This window comes from Tolumonas auensis DSM 9187, from assembly GCF_000023065.1.
Classification (GTDB): Bacteria; Pseudomonadota; Gammaproteobacteria; order Enterobacterales; family Aeromonadaceae; genus Tolumonas; species Tolumonas auensis.
Genome location: NC_012691.1, coordinates 2,013,807 through 2,031,200 on the forward strand (window position 1 = coordinate 2,013,807; position 17,394 = coordinate 2,031,200).

Annotated in this window: 13 protein-coding genes; 6 read left to right on the forward strand and 7 right to left on the reverse strand. The window is 46.7% G+C overall.

The features are described 5' to 3' along the window. Window positions 1–79: 79 nt before the first annotated feature. Complete coding sequence (locus tag TOLA_RS09360) at window positions 80–2,740, reverse strand: cation-translocating P-type ATPase (RefSeq protein ID WP_015878923.1); 2,661 nt, start codon at window positions 2,738–2,740, stop codon at window positions 80–82. A 215-nt stretch (window positions 2,741–2,955) separates the two neighbouring features. Between TOLA_RS09360 and TOLA_RS16365 the strand changes: the two genes are divergently transcribed. Further along, the gene (locus tag TOLA_RS16365; protein WP_015878924.1) at window positions 2,956–3,393 is read left to right on the forward strand and encodes an NUDIX hydrolase; all 438 of its coding nucleotides are present in this window, start codon (window positions 2,956–2,958) and stop codon (window positions 3,391–3,393) included. A gap of 64 nt (window positions 3,394–3,457) precedes the next feature. Here TOLA_RS16365 and TOLA_RS09370 read toward each other — a convergent pair whose 3' ends face one another. Continuing rightward, a complete protein-coding gene (locus tag TOLA_RS09370) occupies window positions 3,458–4,414 on the reverse strand; it encodes a LysR family transcriptional regulator (protein ID WP_015878925.1) in 957 nt (318 codons plus the stop codon). Between the two features lie 131 nt (window positions 4,415–4,545). On the opposite strand from TOLA_RS09370, the gene TOLA_RS09375 reads away from it, so the two are divergent. From TOLA_RS09375 to TOLA_RS09385, 3 genes are all read left to right on the forward strand, one after another. Then, the gene (locus TOLA_RS09375; RefSeq protein WP_015878926.1) at window positions 4,546–5,961 is read left to right on the forward strand and encodes an acetyl-CoA carboxylase biotin carboxylase subunit; all 1,416 of its coding nucleotides are present in this window, start codon (window positions 4,546–4,548) and stop codon (window positions 5,959–5,961) included. A gap of 39 nt (window positions 5,962–6,000) precedes the next feature. After that, window positions 6,001–7,812 carry a sodium-extruding oxaloacetate decarboxylase subunit alpha gene (oadA, locus tag TOLA_RS09380; RefSeq protein WP_015878927.1) on the forward strand — a complete coding sequence of 604 codons (1,812 nt, stop codon included), beginning with the start codon at window positions 6,001–6,003 and terminating at the stop codon, window positions 7,810–7,812. Between the two features lie 158 nt (window positions 7,813–7,970). Further along, complete coding sequence (locus TOLA_RS09385; protein ID WP_015878928.1) at window positions 7,971–9,599, forward strand: phosphoethanolamine transferase; 1,629 nt, start codon at window positions 7,971–7,973, stop codon at window positions 9,597–9,599. A gap of 497 nt (window positions 9,600–10,096) precedes the next feature. On the opposite strand, the gene TOLA_RS09390 is transcribed toward TOLA_RS09385, so the two are convergent. Both TOLA_RS09390 and TOLA_RS09395 read right to left on the reverse strand, forming a co-directional pair. After that, the gene (locus TOLA_RS09390) at window positions 10,097–10,741 is read right to left on the reverse strand and encodes a helix-turn-helix domain-containing protein (protein WP_015878929.1); all 645 of its coding nucleotides are present in this window, start codon (window positions 10,739–10,741) and stop codon (window positions 10,097–10,099) included. A gap of 287 nt (window positions 10,742–11,028) precedes the next feature. Then, complete coding sequence (locus tag TOLA_RS09395; RefSeq protein ID WP_015878930.1) at window positions 11,029–11,271, reverse strand: hypothetical protein; 243 nt, start codon at window positions 11,269–11,271, stop codon at window positions 11,029–11,031. 437 nt (window positions 11,272–11,708) lie between these two features. Here TOLA_RS09395 and TOLA_RS09400 point away from each other — a divergent pair, with 437 nt between their 5' ends. Next, window positions 11,709–12,875, forward strand: a complete 1,167-nt coding sequence (locus tag TOLA_RS09400) for an MBL fold metallo-hydrolase (protein ID WP_015878931.1) — start codon at window positions 11,709–11,711, stop codon at window positions 12,873–12,875. On the opposite strand, the gene TOLA_RS09405 is transcribed toward TOLA_RS09400, so the two are convergent. From TOLA_RS09405 to TOLA_RS09415, 3 genes are read right to left on the reverse strand one after another with little or no spacing between them, the layout of a single operon-like run. After that, on the reverse strand, window positions 12,860–14,026 hold the full coding sequence (locus TOLA_RS09405) for a MalY/PatB family protein (RefSeq protein WP_015878932.1): 1,167 nt from the start codon (window positions 14,024–14,026) through the stop codon (window positions 12,860–12,862). The genes TOLA_RS09400 and TOLA_RS09405 overlap by 16 nt on opposite strands. Beyond that, window positions 14,019–14,873: a DUF3737 family protein gene (locus TOLA_RS09410; RefSeq protein WP_015878933.1), complete on the reverse strand. Its 855-nt coding sequence runs from the start codon at window positions 14,871–14,873 to the stop codon at window positions 14,019–14,021. Before TOLA_RS09410 ends, TOLA_RS09405 begins: the two co-directional genes overlap by 8 nt. A 30-nt stretch (window positions 14,874–14,903) precedes the next feature. Beyond that, window positions 14,904–16,109 carry an MFS transporter gene (locus tag TOLA_RS09415; protein WP_015878934.1) on the reverse strand — a complete coding sequence of 402 codons (1,206 nt, stop codon included), beginning with the start codon at window positions 16,107–16,109 and terminating at the stop codon, window positions 14,904–14,906. Window positions 16,110–16,683: 574 nt separating this feature from the next. On the opposite strand from TOLA_RS09415, the gene TOLA_RS09420 reads away from it, so the two are divergent. Further along, window positions 16,684–17,382, forward strand: coding sequence for an alpha/beta hydrolase (locus TOLA_RS09420; RefSeq protein ID WP_245534206.1), 699 nt, complete (start codon window positions 16,684–16,686; stop codon window positions 17,380–17,382). Window positions 17,383–17,394 lie beyond the last annotated feature (12 nt).

Consider the following 17,394-nt stretch of genomic DNA (forward strand, 5'->3'; position numbering starts at 1 on the left):
TATAAAATGTACCTTATATCCGGCGCTGATGTGCAATGGTTTAGCTAATTTAAATCGCAGTAACTCCTGACATACAGGTTTACTTGCTGAAAAAACGACGAGCCACCAATTTGCGGCCTTCTTCCAGAACACCAAGACCCAACGCCAGCACAATCATCAACCCCCACACGGCGAGTTCGAGCGGATGCGTACCAAATAACTCATTCCCCCATGGGGTATAAACCACCAGCAGGATCAGTACCACTTCAACAGCGATCCCCAGCCATAACATCGGGTTATGACTCAGTTTCATTGGAAAAGCAGAGGCTCTCGGGTGCCGGCAGACAAAAAGATTGATGACCTGCGCCATGACAATCGAGGCAAGGCAGGCAGTGGTCGCTTGCAGATAAAGCGGGTCGGTGTTACCCAGCATGGAACCATATTCCCAGCCAGACTGACGCAAGACAAAAAAGAAGACAAACAGCGATGCGGCGGCTTCCAGCATTCCCAGCCACAGATACGCGCGGATCACCACACCCCAGGATAACAAGCGTTCCTTCGGCGGTCGCGGTGGTTGTTGCATTAGTTTTTTATCGGAAGGTTCCGCACCCAGTGCTAACGCCGGCAACATATCTGTCCCCAGATCCACGGCCAGTATTTGTATAATGGTCAGCGGTAACGGAATTCTGAAAATCACAAACGCAATATAAGGCAGTATTTCAGGAATATTCGACGTCAGAATATACGTCATGAATTTGCGGATATTTTCAAAAACGGTCCGCCCTTCCTCTATAGCATTTACAATGCTGGCGAAGTTGTCGTCTAATAAAATAATGTCCGCAGCTTCTTTGGCAACATCGGTACCGGATATTCCCATCGCAATCCCGATATCGGCGATTTTCAGTGCCGGGGCATCATTTACGCCATCCCCGGTCACCGCCACAATTTCCTTTTTCCGTTTCAGGGCTTTCACGACATGCATTTTCTGCTCTGCCGTCACACGGGCAAAAATGATCTCGGGGCTTTCCAGCGCCAGATGCAAATGTGCCGCGGTCATTTTCCGTAAAGCTTCACCTTGTAAAACCAGTGGATTATCCGATTTTATCAGACCAATCTGCCGGGCAATCGCAACAGCCGTCTGCGGATGATCCCCCGTCACCATGATGACCTTGATCCCCGCTGAATGGCAGCGCTCAATCGCCTCTTTCACCTCAGGACGTGGCGGATCCTGCAAACCAATCAGTGCCGAAAAAATCAGATTTTCTTCCTGCGGCGTCTGCTCTGCTTCCAGACGGCAATAGGCAAAAGCGAGTACCCGCAAGCCATCCTTCGCCATCCTGTTCTGCGCCGCAATGATTTGCTGTTGTACCGCCTGATCGGCAGGGCTGATCACATTCCGGCTATCAATATGACTGCAGAGCGGTAGCACCATTTCTGGTGCGCCCTTACAATAAAGCCAGCGAACACCGTCATGTTCGATCACCACCGACATACGTTTCCGCTCACTGTCAAAAGCAATTTCAGATAACACCGGAATATCGCCAAAATCATGGCTTTTTCTGCCAAACTCGGCCAGCGCAATCTCCATCGGATCACCCAGCAAAACATAATGTTTCTTCTGAAAACTTTTCTTCAGGTTATGACAGTATTGTGCATTCTGAATCAGCCGGATTTCATTCTCATACTGTGCATGATCAGCAACGGAAACGAGTTGTTCATGAATATAAATCTGTGCGGCAGTCATCTTGTTCTGGGTCAGCGTGCCCGTTTTATCCGAACAAATCACTGTTGTGGAACCCAGGGTTTCTACTGCTGGTAAATGACGCACCAGTGCATTCCGCTTTGCCATACGCTGCGTGGCCATGGCCAGACTCAGCGTCACCGTCGGCAGCAACCCTTCCGGCACATTGGCCACAATAATGCCAATCGCAAACATCAGACTTGTCCAGAAGGGCAACCCGATTACAGTTCCGACCACAAAGAATACCAACCCCAGAAAAGCGGCAAACGCGGCGACCAGTTTTGAAAGACGGGCGATCTCCTGTTGCAGATGAGAGACACTGCTTTTTTCTGTCTGCGTAAGATGTGCAATCTGGCCAAACTCAGTATGCAGTCCGGTTGCAAAAATTATTGCCCGGCACTGACCAGACATAATTGACGTACCCGCCAGCAGCAGATTTTTAGCGTTCAACACAGAATTATCTGTCACTGCATCTGCAATCCGCGCCTTTGGCAACGACTCGCCGGTGATCGTTGCGGTATTTACCCGCACTCCGGAGGCATAAATAACCCGGCAATCGGCAGGAACATTGTCCCCTTCTTCCAGAACGAGACAGTCACCAGGCACCAGAATTTCTGCAGACACCGTTTGCATCTTGCCATCCCGGTATACCAGAGCTTGCTGTGGTAACAACTTAGTTAATGCGGCAATAGCCCGTTCAGCACGATATTCCTGCCAGAAGGAAAAAATGCCATTGATTAAAATAACGCCAAGAATGGCTATTCCCAGAGCCAGCATTCCTTCACCGGGTGCATTGACTTCCGCAAAAAATGCCAGCCCGGCGGCAACCCACAGAATAATGGCAAAGAAATGAGTAAATTCTCTGAGAAAGAGAAGCAGAATGGATTGGCGTTTGATCTCTTCCAGTTTGTTATAACCAAACTCTTTCAGGCGGCGTTGTGCCTCATCATTACTTAACCCTTCCTCCGTCGTTCTGAGGCTTTCCAGTGCTTCTGCAACTGACAAATTGGCGATAAACATAGTCTGATCCCAATCATTGCTCTCTGATCTCTCATCACTAAGCGTAGTTCAGAACCCTCAATGTCTCTATTGCCACTATTGAAGATTCAACCAGAACCACATGTCATATGACGCAAACGGAAAGACCAGGCGTAGACATTTACGATAAAGCCTACTAATAATGGGGAAAGATTTTTAATCCAAATAATCCAAAGCATTAACAGGAGTACAACCGTATGAGCATGCACTTCAAACCACGCAGGGCGACCTGTATTGTGGAATGTGAACATGGCATTTTACTGACTGAAACCAGTCATGATTTGTTGCTGCTTCCGGGCGGTCAGGCTAACCGGGGAGAATCCCGTCTGGAAGCTGCGATCCGGGAACTAAAAGAAGAAACCAATCTGCAGGCGCATGCCGCCATCTTCCTGTTTGATCATGAATCCCGTTCTAACCGGCATAAAGTGTTTTATCTGATCGCTTCCGGCACGCCGATCCCGATGGATGATGCCAAGGCGCTGTATTACTACGATACCTTGCCAGCCAATAAAGCCGCCAAGCTATCACCGGCAACGAGAGAGATCATTGAGCATTTCAAAGCGGTAAAAGCTGAACATCAGCATCATCTGGATGCATTAAAAGCGATTTGTCTGAAAGACAAACTGCCACTGTAAGTTGCTTACACTGCAATCGGGGCCAGCAATACAGGTACTTTCCCACTTGCTGGCCCGCTGAACGTTATTCAATTCCTTTCTTCACCTCAAATCGTTTCGCGATCTGGCTGATAATGTCTCTTTCAGTACGAATGAAATTAACAAACGCCTGAGCAACCGGCGACAATCGTTTCCCGCGCGCATGCACCAGACACCAGCTGCGATAAAGCGGCAGCCCCTTCACTGGCAGCTCCCGCAAATCCCCGGTCTGCAACTCACGATACACCGCATGTCGTGGTAAAAATGCAATCCCCAGTCCGGCCATCACGCCTTCGCATTGTGCCTCGTGCGAGTTAAGTTCCATCGTTCTGGTGAAATGCACCCGCTTCTGCTGGAAAAACTCTTCACAGGCTTTTCGTGTACCGGAGCCTGACTCACGGATCAGTAAAGGGTATTCCTGCAGATCATTCAGCGTTAACTCTTCCGCTTTAATCTGACATAACGGATGCTCTGCAGGGGCGACTGCCACAATCGGGTTATTCAGAAATGGCATAAACTCGAGCGCCATATCTTCAGGCACCAGCGACATGATCACCAGATCATCACGGTTATCGGCCAGCCGGCGTATGATCTGCGCACGGTTTACAACCCGAAGTAATGGGCTGACATCAGGAAATCGTTGCTGGAATGCCGACAATAAATGAGGTGTCAGATATTTGGCGCTCGACTCAGCCGCGATACGTAACTGACCTTTAAGTGAGCCACGCAGATCAGAGAGCTGCATATCCAGCTCATCCAGTCGCTGAAAGATATCTGTGGTCGCCTCGGATAATCGTTCGGCAGCGGCCGTGAGATACAGTTTTTTACCCACATACTCAAATAATGGCTGATCGATCAGTTCTTCCAACTGACGGATCTGCAAACTGACCGCCGGTTGAGTCAGCGACATCGCCTCGGCGGCACGACTGTAAGAGAGCAACTTACAGACGGATCTGAACACCTGTAATTGTCTTAACGTGATTCGCATCAATGAATTTCGCATCGCCACCCCTGATGTATAAGTATTTACTTATAGTAAACACAATAAGAATTAATTTAAATTAATTCCTAATGTGTCGTAGGGTTAGGTGTTAGGAATCGTTCACCAGTGAACATACAAGGAGGCAGTTTTTCGTGATCAAAAAAATTCTGATTGCCAACCGTGGTGAAATTGCAGTGCGTATCGTCCGCGCTTGCGCTGAACTGGGTATCCGCTCGGTGGCTGTTTATTCAGAAGCCGACCGCCATGCATTACACGTGAAACGTGCAGATGAAGCTTACACCCTGGGCGCTGATCCACTCGCCGGCTATCTTAGTCCGCAACGTCTGGTGAGTCTGGCCGTAGAAACCGGCTGTGATGCCCTGCATCCCGGTTACGGATTTCTTTCGGAAAATCCCCTGTTAGCCGATCTTTGCGATCAGCACGGTATAAAATTTATCGGCCCGAGCGCTGAAGTTATCCGCCGTATGGGCGATAAAACTGAAGCCCGTCGCAGTATGATCGCCGCAGGCGTTCCTTGTACCCCGGGTACTGAAGGCAATCTGGCTGATCTGGCCGAAGCAATCAGTGAAGCTGAGCGTATCGGTTACCCGATCATGCTGAAAGCAACTTCCGGTGGTGGTGGCCGTGGTATTCGTCGCTGTAACAGCCGCGAAGAACTGGAACAGGCTTATCCTCGTGTTATTTCCGAGGCTACAAAAGCGTTCGGCTCAGCAGAAGTTTTTCTGGAAAAATGCATTGTTAATCCAAAGCATATTGAAGCGCAGATCCTTGCTGACAGCTTTGGTAACACCGTTCATCTGTATGAACGCGACTGTTCGATTCAACGTCGTAACCAGAAACTGATCGAAATTGCACCAAGTCCGCAACTGACACCGGAACAACGCGCTTATATCGGTGAACTGTCGGTACGTGCAGCGAAAGCTGTAGGTTACGAAAACGCCGGTACGGTTGAATTCCTGCTCACCGGCGATGAAGTTTATTTCATGGAAATGAACACCCGCGTGCAGGTGGAACATACCATCACCGAAGAAATCACCGGCATCGATATTGTCCGTGAACAAATCCGTATTGCTTCCGGATTGCCACTGTCAGTAAAACAGGATGACATCCGTCATCAGGGTTTTGCTCTGCAGTTCCGAATCAATGCTGAAGATCCGAAAAATAATTTCTTCCCTTCTTTCGGCAAGATAACCCGTTATTACGCACCCGGTGGTCCGGGCGTACGTACCGATACAGCGATTTATACCGGCTATGTTATTCCGCCTCACTACGACTCTATGTGTCTGAAACTGATCGTATGGGCAATGACCTGGGAAGAAGCATTAGCACGTGGTTTGCGAGCACTGGACGATATGCGGTTACATGGCGTGAAAACGACCACTGCGTATTATCAGGAGATCCTGCGTAACCCTGAATTCCGGACCGGCGAGTTCAATACCAGCTTTGTGGAAAACCATCCCGAACTGCTGGAATATTCAGAAAAACGCAGCCCTGACCAATTGGCACTCGCTATCGCAACGGCTATCGCGGCATACGCCGGATTATAAGAATTTCAGACCGGACGACCGGAAGAGGAAGAATTAAGAATGAGCAAGAAAATTACTGTCACCGATACCATCCTGCGTGATTCCCATCAGTCCCTGCTGGCAACCCGCATGCGTACCGAAGATATGCTGCCAATCTGCAGCAAGCTGGATCAGGTTGGCTACTGGTCTCTGGAAGTCTGGGGCGGTGCGACATTTGATTCCTGTGTACGTTTCCTGAAAGAAGATCCGTGGGAACGTCTGCGCGAACTGCGTCGTGCATTACCAAACACCCGTCTGCAGATGTTGCTGCGTGGTCAGAACCTGCTGGGCTACCGTCACTACAGTGACGACGTGGTAGAAGCCTTTGTCGCGAAAGCAGCTGAGAACGGCATCGACGTATTCCGTATATTCGATGCCATGAACGATGTGCGCAATCTGGCAACCGCCATCCGTGCAGTGAAGAAAGTCGGTAAACACGCCCAGGGCACCATTTGCTACACCACCAGCCCGGTACATACTACCGAAGCTTTTGTTGCGCAGGCGCGTGATCTGGTCGATTTAGGCGTTGATTCTATTGCCATCAAAGATATGGCCGGCCTGCTGACACCGTTTGCCACCGGCGAGCTGGTTAAAGCGCTGAAAGAAGCGGTAGACCTGCCTATCTTCATCCATTCGCATGATACTGCCGGCATCGCCACTATGTGTCAGCTGAAAGCAATTGAAAACGGCGTGGATAACATCGATACCGCCATCTCCAGCATGGCCTGGGGTACCAGCCACCCGGCAACCGAATCCATGGTTGCTGCACTGCGCGGTTCAGAATATGACACGGGTCTGGATCTGGAACTGCTGCAGGAAATCGGCATGTATTTCAATGCTATTCGCAAGAAATACCACCAGTATGAAAGCGAGTTCACCGGTGTGGACACCCGCGTTCAGATCAATCAGGTTCCTGGCGGTATGGTTTCCAACCTGGCGAACCAGCTGAAAGAACAAGGTGCACTGAGCCGCATCAACGAAGTATTTGATGAAATTCCTCGTGTACGTAAAGACCTTGGCTATCCGCCGCTGGTCACACCAACCTCTCAGATCGTGGGTACTCAGGCCGTATTCAATGTGCTGGCAGGCGAACGTTACAAAACCATCACCAACGAAGTAAAACTGTATCTGCAAGGCCGCTATGGTAAAGCACCAGCAGCTGTTAATGCAGCGCTGCAGCGTCAGGCGATCGGTAACGAAGAAGTGATCGATGTGCGTCCGGCTGACTTGCTGAAACCTGAACTGACTAAGCTGAAAGCAGAAATTGGTGCACTGGCAAAATCAGAAGAAGATGTGCTGACGTATGCCATGTTCCCTGATATCGGTCGTAAGTTCTTGCAGGAACGCGAAAACGGCACTCTGACTCCGGAAGTATTACTGCCACTGCCAGATTCAGCCGCTGCACAGTCAGTAGCCAAAGAAGGCATGCCGACTGAGTTTGTAATTGATGTGCATGGCGAGTCTTACCATATCGATATCACCGGTATCGGTATCAAGAGCGACAACAAACGCCACTTCTACATGTCGATTGATGGTCTGCCGGAAGAAGTTGTTTTTGAACCACTGAATAATTACGTGGGCGCAGCTTCAAGCAGCAAACGTAAACAAGCCACGGCACCTGGCGATGTCAGCACCGCTATGCCGGGTAACATCGTTGACGTACTGGTAAAAGAAGGCGACAGCGTTAAAGCCGGTCAGCCACTGCTGGTTACAGAAGCGATGAAGATGGAAACTGAAATCATGGCGCCGGTTGCCGGCACAGTGAAGGCTATTCACGTGGCTAAAGGTGATCGTATCAATCCGGGCGATGTCCTGGTTGAGATTGCAGAGTAAAGATACGCCGGAAAACCAGATAAAAACCGGTAAACTTTAAGCCCCGTTCATTCGGGGCTTTTTTTTATTTGCACAGAAAGAACCGGCTTAATTCTCTGTTAAGGTTCATTCAATATCATGACACACTCAGGTTTCAGATTTATTAAACAGGTAGCAGAGTGCCATTAAGATTTAACCTTAAGAGTCAGTACTTTACATTATTGCTGGCAATCTATTTCACCCTGATCCTCAACTATCCGTTTTTCCGTGAATCATGGAAGGTATTGGGAAAAATTGAACAGGTGAAAGCCGGATTCATTGTTTCCATTCCTTTTTTTGTTCTGTTTGCCTTAATCATTCTGTTTTCGCTGTTCACGATCAAATACATCAGTAAACCCATCTTCATTTTTCTGACGGTATCTTCTTCTTTGGTGTTCTATGCCGGGCTGACGTATGGCGTCGTATTTGACTATGGCATGATCCAGAACTCATCTCAGACCAACTTGGCTGAAGCACTGAGTTACCTCAATCCGTCCCTGATTATCAGTTTTATCCTGACCGGCATACTGCCTGCGTTTTTTATCACCAGAGCCAACATTATCTATCGCCCTCTGGTTAAAGAAGTTTTAAGCAAAACAGCTCTGATGAGTCTTTCACTGTTAGGGCTCCTGATCATTGCATTTTTCTACTATCAGGATTACGCCTCTATCGGGCGTAATAATCGGTTCCTGCAGAAATATATCGTTCCGACCCAATACGTCTCGAGCGGTTATAAATATCTGAAGAAGAACTATTTCACGACGCCACTGGTTTATCAGCAACTGGGGCTCGACTCAAGAAAAGCGGCCGCGGCGACCGTTACCCGCCCGCAAGTCACCGTCATGGTATTGGGTGAAACAGCCCGCGCGATGAACTACCGCTACAATGGTTATTCCCGCGATACGAATCCGTTCACCGTATCCGACAATCTGATTTCCTTCCGCCACGTGTCTTCCTGTGGAACAGCCACGGCCGTTTCTGTGCCCTGCATGTTTTCATTCATGGGCCGCGCAAATTATGACGAAAACCGGGCCGCTAATCAGGATAACGTATTAGATGTGATCCAACGATCCGGCATTAATACCCAGTGGATAGATAATGATGGCGGCTGTAAAGGCGTTTGCGGACACGTACCCACCATCAGTATCAGCACCAAGACCGATTCACCGCTGTGTGATGGCGAATACTGTTTCGATGACATCATACTGCCTGAGCTGGAAAAAGCGCTGGCGAAAGCCAACGGCAAAGATACGCTGATCGTATTGCATCTGATTGGTAGTCATGGCCCGACTTATTACCGTCGTTATCCGGCCTCGCACCGTAAATTCACACCGGATTGCCAGCGGAGTGACATTCAGAACTGTACCCGTGAAGAACTGGTCAATACCTACGATAATACGATCGCTTACACTGACTACATGCTGTCGCGGATTGTAAATGTCCTGAAAGTGCACACTGACCAATACAACACCAACATGCTGTACATGTCCGATCATGGCGAATCACTGGGGGAAAACGGGCTCTATTTGCACGGCACACCGTATGCGATTGCCCCGAAAGAACAGACCCATGTACCGGCATTACTCTGGTTATCGGATAACTATGTAAGAGAAAACCGGATTGATACGACCTGCCTGCGCAAAAATGCAGAATCAGAACAGATCTCCCAGGATTATCTGTCCCACAGCCTGCTTGGCTTAACGAATGTTGCGACATCAGTCTACAAACCAGAACTGGACTTTCTGTCTGGTTGTCGTGAAGCCAGCTGACCTTCAGAGAAATCATGTTCAGACAAAAAATCCGGGGATCAACTCTCCGGGTTTGGTTTTTTGGGGGTTAGACAATACTTGCTGGACTGATATCAGAATTCGACATATCCAGTACAGAACGCAGTCACAGGTATTTAACCAGCGATAGGGCATCTAGGAATGCAACTACATCCATAAGACCCAGAAACCGAGCAGCGTCCTTATGGCATAAATAAATCCTTTACGGATGGTGGAGTTGACGCAGGAACGCCAAGCTCCTACCAGTGTGACATAGCACCACCACACCACAAACAATGAACAAATAAACAACAGAGAGATATTTTCACCCAGCGATGTTCCAGTAAAAGCTGGGCAGTAGACCAACTGGATAGCTAGATTACTTCCGATCACGTACAGCTAGAACGTCTTGGCTAAACTATGATCGCCATCAACCATCTTTCTGTAAAAAGATTTCCTGATTATTCTATCGCCATCAATAAAGTCCATTTTATGTTCCTCTACAGATTGACCACCGCTTGTTTTACAACGCCAATCACTCGGAAATTAACTGCGTTCAGTATGGGATAGGATGGATTGAAGGAACGCAGGAAGACCAATGGACCATCCTGAATGAATTCTCTGACCATCGCTACCGGAGCGTCCTCAACCGCGACCACCACTACCTTTTCATTCAGTTCATTCGGTTTAAACTCCGGCTCCACTACCAACTGACAGCCAGCTTGCAGACTGCGGGGATTGTTTGGTCCCACCATACTGTCATTCGGCATGATGAGAATGAATCCTCCTTTAGAAGTAGCAATGGAGACTATATTGCTCTTGCTTGCTGCCTTGTTCTGTTCGTCCGGCGATAAATCACACCATGTAAGTGCTTGCGCTATGGTGATAACAGGTAACTGTCTTGAGAAGCTATCAATCACCTTGAACTCGTCAGTACTTGGCCGCACCAGTACATAACGAGCATCTGGATCGCCTTCTCCCCAAGTGAGCCAGTCGCTATTAGTGCGCAGGATCTCTTCCAAGCGGCGCATATTCTGGCCTTTCGGCAGTGTCAAATCTGATTCCCATTGACTCACCGTCGGCTGGCTCACACCAACGTAATCCGCCAACGCCTGCATGGTTAATCCAAACATCTTGCGGCGCATTTTTATCCTCTTACCGGACGTCATTACATCTGCTGCACACATAGCTATATCTCAAAAATGAACTGAATAAATCTTTTCTCTCCTTAATATAGTTCTAATATCTATAGCGGTTTAATAAAACTGGAAGCCTTTTATCCGAGAACCGTGAGTCTTTAATCGCTGAATCACAACCAAAGTCTGTATCTGATGCGACAACCCATTTCATCTCTTCCCTGCCTGAATTACCTTTCTGCAATCATTTTTCGGGAAAATCGGGCTTTATAGAGAAAATTGCTTTATACCTTCGTTTATTGCGTCTTCAATTGCATTAGATCCTTGAAAAGAAAATAGTATTTGCTCCCTACTTTATAAGCATCCGGAGGCATCCAGCCTCTGATGCTTTGTGATTTCAGGATTGCATCTTTCAGTTCGATGACTGACACATTAAGCATTCTGGCCGCTTCGAGCGTTTCCAATATATATTCATCATGATTATTGATTCCATACTTTATTTTATTCAGCAGCCAGCCATTTGATACATTAAATATCATAAGCCCCCCATCTTTTTATATCATGAAAATTAAAGTCATTAATGATCTGCCAGAACATTTTTAAATTTGTTTTGATTAAAACATTCATTGCCAGGCGCTGTATCTGGGAGAAAATAAAGTAAAAAACCAAAATCACTATAATACAAACATACACCAGCAGCCTTTACATACGGGTGCAGATATTTTTCATCTGGGTGAAATGTTTGTATTTGTGCGAATGATCACACGTAAGATTGTCGGTTTGAAGACGAGGCCTGCCAAGCGTAATGATAAGAGTTACCGGATACAATAATTGCCGCTGACAATTCCTTATTTTGGCTTTATTAATTCCACACATAGGAATTATAAGTTCCTCTCTACCATATAAAATAAAACATCCTATGTTTAATTTAATTTCTAAACATACCCGCTGATTTAAATGCTAATGAGTTAATACGATGTCTGAAGTTCGCGAAATCGCTTCCACCGAACAATCAAATCTGAAGGTGCTTTATAAAATGATCTCAATATTGATGAGCGTCGTGGTTTTGCTCGCCATTTTTGTTTTTTCCTATATGAGACAACCTCAATTCGCTGAATTACCCCAACAGATTCGTTTTCCGGGCCGTCTGACCGCCACTTATGAATATGGTTTATTTTACAATCAGTTACCCACTCCGGTTCTGACGCGTGTGAGTGAAAAAAGTCAGGTAGCAGCGCTGATGGAATTTCTGTTTTCCAAGGATGAGAATGCCAATCCGCCTGCAGCGCTCCCCTCTGTGAAAACAGACCTGCACCAATTAAATCCTCGTGAAAATGCGATTGTCTGGATGGGTCACTCCAGCTACTTTCTGCAGATTGACGGCATTAAGGCGCTGATTGATCCGGTATTCAGCGAAAACGCATCTCCTGTGCCATTCACTAATCGGGCTTTCAAAGGCAGCAACATATACTCGGCAGAGGATATTCCTGAAATCGATTATTTGTTGATCACACATGATCACTGGGATCATCTGGATTACCCGACCGTCATGGGGTTAAAAGATAAAATCGGCAAGATTATTACCCCTCTCGGCGTGGGATCATATTTCCGGCAATGGGGATTTGATGAAAAACTCATCCATGAGGGTGACTGGAACGATGTTTTCAAAGATAAACAGACACAAATCCACATTCTGCCGGCACGACACTTCTCCGGCCGGTTGCTGACGCGCAACAAAACCTTGTGGGGATCATTTGCCCTGATCACCCCGAATCACCGCATCTATCTCGGTGGCGACAGCGGTTACGGTCCGCATTTCCGTGAAATCGGAAAACGGTTTGGTGGTTTTGATCTGGCCATCCTGGAATGCGGTCAATATAACCCTGACTGGCGACTGATCCACATGTCACCGGAAGAAACCGCCCAGGCGGCGGCTGATTTGAGCGCAAAAACATTGTTACCTTCGCATAACAGCAAATTCAAACTTGCGCACCACGCCTGGAACGATCCACTGAACCACGTCAGCAAGGCGAGTGAAGGCAAGTCATACCGGCTGCTCACCCCTATGATTGGCCAGAAGGTCGAAGCCGATAACCCGCACCAGACTTTCGAACGTTGGTGGGTATATCATTCAGCGAGATAAATCCGGAAACGCTCCAGTGCCCGCTGGAGTTGAATACGCGGGCAAGCAATATTCCAGCGTAAGAACCCTTCCCCGGCATCACCATAAACAGTGCCATCGGTCACCCAGAGATGCTGATGCTCCAACAAATCAGCCGCCAGTTTTTTTGACGATCGATTCAGCGCGGAGCAATCAATCCAGACTAAATACGTCGCTTCCAGGGGAAGGATATGGAGCTGTGGCAAATGCTGACGAATAAATTCACACAGGAAGCGGTAATTTGAATAAATATATGGTTTCAGCTCAGCCAGCCACGAAAAACCTTCTGTATAAGCAGCAATCAGGCCATCCACGGCAAATGGCGTAATTTCACACACTTCATTGATATTCAGTGCTTTATCTATTTTTTTTCTGAACGATTCATCCGCACAGATAATATTGGCAACGTGTAATCCCGCCAGATTGAATGCCTTGCTGGGTGATGAAAACGTCACAGATTTAGCCCGGTATTCCTCACCCTGCGTCGCAAATGCGATGTGTTGATGCGGTTGATAAACCAAATCGCAGTGGATCTCATCCGATAACACCAGAACCTGATGTCTGAAACAGATCTGCCCCAGTTTCCGTAGCTCTTCTGCCGTCCAGCTACGCCCCACCGGGTTATGCGGATTACACAGCAATAACAGTTTGACTCCGGGATCCGCTGCTTTTTGCTCGAGATCGTCAAAATCCATTTGATACGTACCATTTTGATACCGTAATGGATTTTCCACCAGTTCACATTGATTATTGCGAATAGAAGAAAAGAAGCAGTTATACACCGGAGTCTGCACAATGACCCGATCACCGGGTTCTGTGAGAGCCTTGATCACCGCAGAGATCGCAGGGACAACTCCGGTGGTGAACAGGATTTCCCGGCGATCAATCCGGAACTGGTGATGCTCACGAAACCAGCTGGTCACCGCCTCAAAATACGCATCCGGGACTTTGGTATAACCGAACACGCCATGCTGTGCACGCCGGATTAATGCCGCAGTCACTGCCGGAGCAGTCCGAAAATCCATATCGGCAACCCACATAGGCACGAGATCGGTATGCGATGAGGAATCCCATTTATAACTTGCCGTTGATTTCCGGTTGACCGGAAGATCAAATATATTTATGTCAGCCATGTGATCTTCCATTGATAATAATTTCGCAACCACCGGCATTGCGGGCATGTTCATCAATAATCACTTCACCAATACTTTCAGCACGAATATATCCGGCAACCGGATTTTTAATACTGACAATATGGCCTTTAATATCCGCCCTGACAGTACTGTATTCGAATGCCAGATCGGTATTGATCATGGTACAGTTTTCTAAGACCAGATTTTTGGCATAACACAATGGTTGTGTACCAGAGATGACGCAATTGACGAGTCGCAGATTTTCAGAGTACCACCCCAAATATTCACCATCCAGCACGGAATTATAAACCGTTACATTTTTTGTATTCCAGAACGCATCCTTTGAATCAAAATGTGAATCATAGATTTCAACATTCTGTGCATCCTGAAATGAATAATTTCCCTGCAATTTGAAGCTTTCCGCCCGAATTGTATGACAGTTCATAAATACATAATCTGCTCCCGTCATCTCGACCCGTTGCAGAACAATCGTGTCACAGTTCCAACAGCATTCAGCTGCATTATTCAGTTTTGTATCTTTCAGCGTCAGATCAGATACTGAACGAAACATTTTCGGCGCATCAATCTGGCAGTTCAGCATTTCTATATTCTGTGTGTACCAGATTGCAGCACGGCTATAGACGGTAAAATGACTGTTCTCAACTTTTACATTCTGACAGTGCCAGAATGGATATTTCGCCATGAATTCACATTCTGACACACTGATATTTTTTGACTCTTTAATCGGTGATTCCCCTGGAAAGAATCTGACTTTTTCAAGAAACAGATCATTACTTGCATACAGAGGGCGTTCGCCTTCATAAAAGGTATTTTTAATGATATTCATAAATAATCCGGTATTTGAATAGGTAAGTAATCAACTCATCGCTCTGACGGAATAACGCATCCGATAGGCAATAAAACTTAATGCCGCCGCGCATAGCAGGATAAAAGCACTGGTACTGAACGTTGTTTTGTAGCCATGATGATCATATAGAACGCCCCCGATACCAGCACCTAATGTGATAGCGAGTTGAATCACTGCAACCATCAGACCCCCACCTTGCTCCATATCGTTGGGCGCAACGTTGGCAAGCCAGACAGACCACCCCACACATGCCGAAGTACCGATAAATCCCCATGCTGCCACGACCCAAATAGTCGAATACTCGTCAGAACCGAAAGAAATAAAGCCTAAACCAATCAGGCTCATGATAAACGGCCAGCCTATCAGGATCGGGAAAAGCGTTTTACTGAGTAACCGCCCAACAACGATGGTTCCGATAAAGCCGGTCACGCCTAAAACCAGCAGGGTAAAAGAGAGTCTGGATACAGTCATTCCGGTCACGGTTTCCAGAAATGGCCTCATATAAGTAGACAGAGAAAACTGCCCCATGAATAAACAGAGAATTGCAGCCATGCCGATCGAAAATTCCAGCCGGCCGAATAATTTGAACACATTCAATGAAATAACCCGGATATGGATCGGCTTCATTGACGGAAAGGTTTTCATTTGCCAAATCAATGAAATAATAGCCAGTGGGACAATTGTAAAAAATGCTCCTCGCCAGCCAATAGATTCCCCCAGAAAGCTGCCAACCGGAGCGGCAACTGTCGCTGCCAGTGCATTCCCCCCGTTCAGAATCGCCAGACCTTTCGGTAACGCTTCAGCAGGAAGTAGCCGCATCAGGGTCGCGGTTGAAAGTGACCAAAACCCGCCAATGACAATGCCCAGTAATGCCCGTCCTACCATCAGCACAAAATAATTTGGCGCAAAAGTGACCACAAAGCCGGATAAAATCATAATGAATGTGAGTGTGAGCATCACAACTCGCCGATCCATTGTGCGGGTGATCACAGCCACATACAGGCTTGTGATAACAGCAAAAATACCCGAGACAGAGATGGTTTGTCCGGTTTGCCCTTCCGTCATCATCAAATCCGATGCAATCGGTGTTAACAGGCTGACCGGCAGAAATTCAGAAGCTATCAGCACAAAAACACATAACGACATCGCAAAAACTGCGCCCCAATTGGCAGTTTCATCTTCAATCCGGGTATTTACAGTTGAATCTATCAGCATAAAACAATTACCTGTTTTAAAATGGTCAAAGGCATCAAAAAATGACTAAAACACCGTCCTTTCAAGTTTTAAATTATTATTCTTTGCCATATGAAAATTAATTCTAAAATTACAATTTCACTATTCCAAAATACGAAATAATAGAAACAAGATGAGAAAAAAGCCATACAACTACGGTATTGATAATAAAAAATCCCGTAAATACGGGTTATAAAATAAATCTATTTTTATTTACAGAGCCAGATCTTATCTTTGGTTTCAGCTTTCGTGATCACCGCACCTTTTGATTTGCGTTTTTCATGACGAATGAATAGTGAGTGAACACTGCAGAACCATAATAAAATAATGCCTGACCCATGACTTAGCCATTCCATTTTATGGAATTATCAATTCCCCAATAGAGGGGTAATCACCACTTTTATTCCATTATTTGTATATTATGATGACAGTCATTCCGGCCATGAAATTCCCCCATCTGGCGAAGTCGAGGATGAAACCATGTTTAAAATGATTCGTTACACTAGCAATTGATCTTTCTTTCTGGAGCGAAAGCGCTGGTGAACCACGTAATGCAGTGTCTCCGGATATCTATGCAGAAGATTTTAGTGCAGCCGTTGATTACCTTGGTACACGCCCATTTGTCGATCGAAATCAAATTGGTGTATTAGGTATTTGTGGTAGCGGTAGCTTCGCAATTAGCGCGGCCAAAATCGATCCCCGAATAAAAGCGATTGCAACTGTCAGCATGTATGACATGGGGGAAGTAAACCGGTCAGGTCTGACACATTACAAAGAATTTAAACCGATGACGGTTGAAGAACGCAAAGCTGTTTTAGCGGAAGCTGCAGAACAACGTTATGTTGAATTTACTGGTGGTAAAACCAAATACACCAGTGGTACCACCCATGAAATCACAGCAGATACGCCAGCAATTCAACGTGAATTCTTTGATTTTTATCGTACACCACGCGGCGAATTCACACCGAAAGGTTCATCTTCTGAGCTAACCACACATCCTACATTAACGAGTGCTGTGAAGTTCGTTAATTTCTATCCATTTAACGGCATTGAATCAATTTCACCTCGCCCAATGCTGTTTATTGCCGGTGAAGATGCGCACTCAAGAGAATTCAGTAACGATGCATACAAACTTGCCGGTCAACCCAAAGAGCTTTATATCGTTCCTGGTGCAGGACATGTCGATCTTTATGACCGGGTCGATCTGATTCCTTTTGCGAAATTGACGTCTTTCTTTAAAGATCATCTGAAATAAGAATTGAATTAA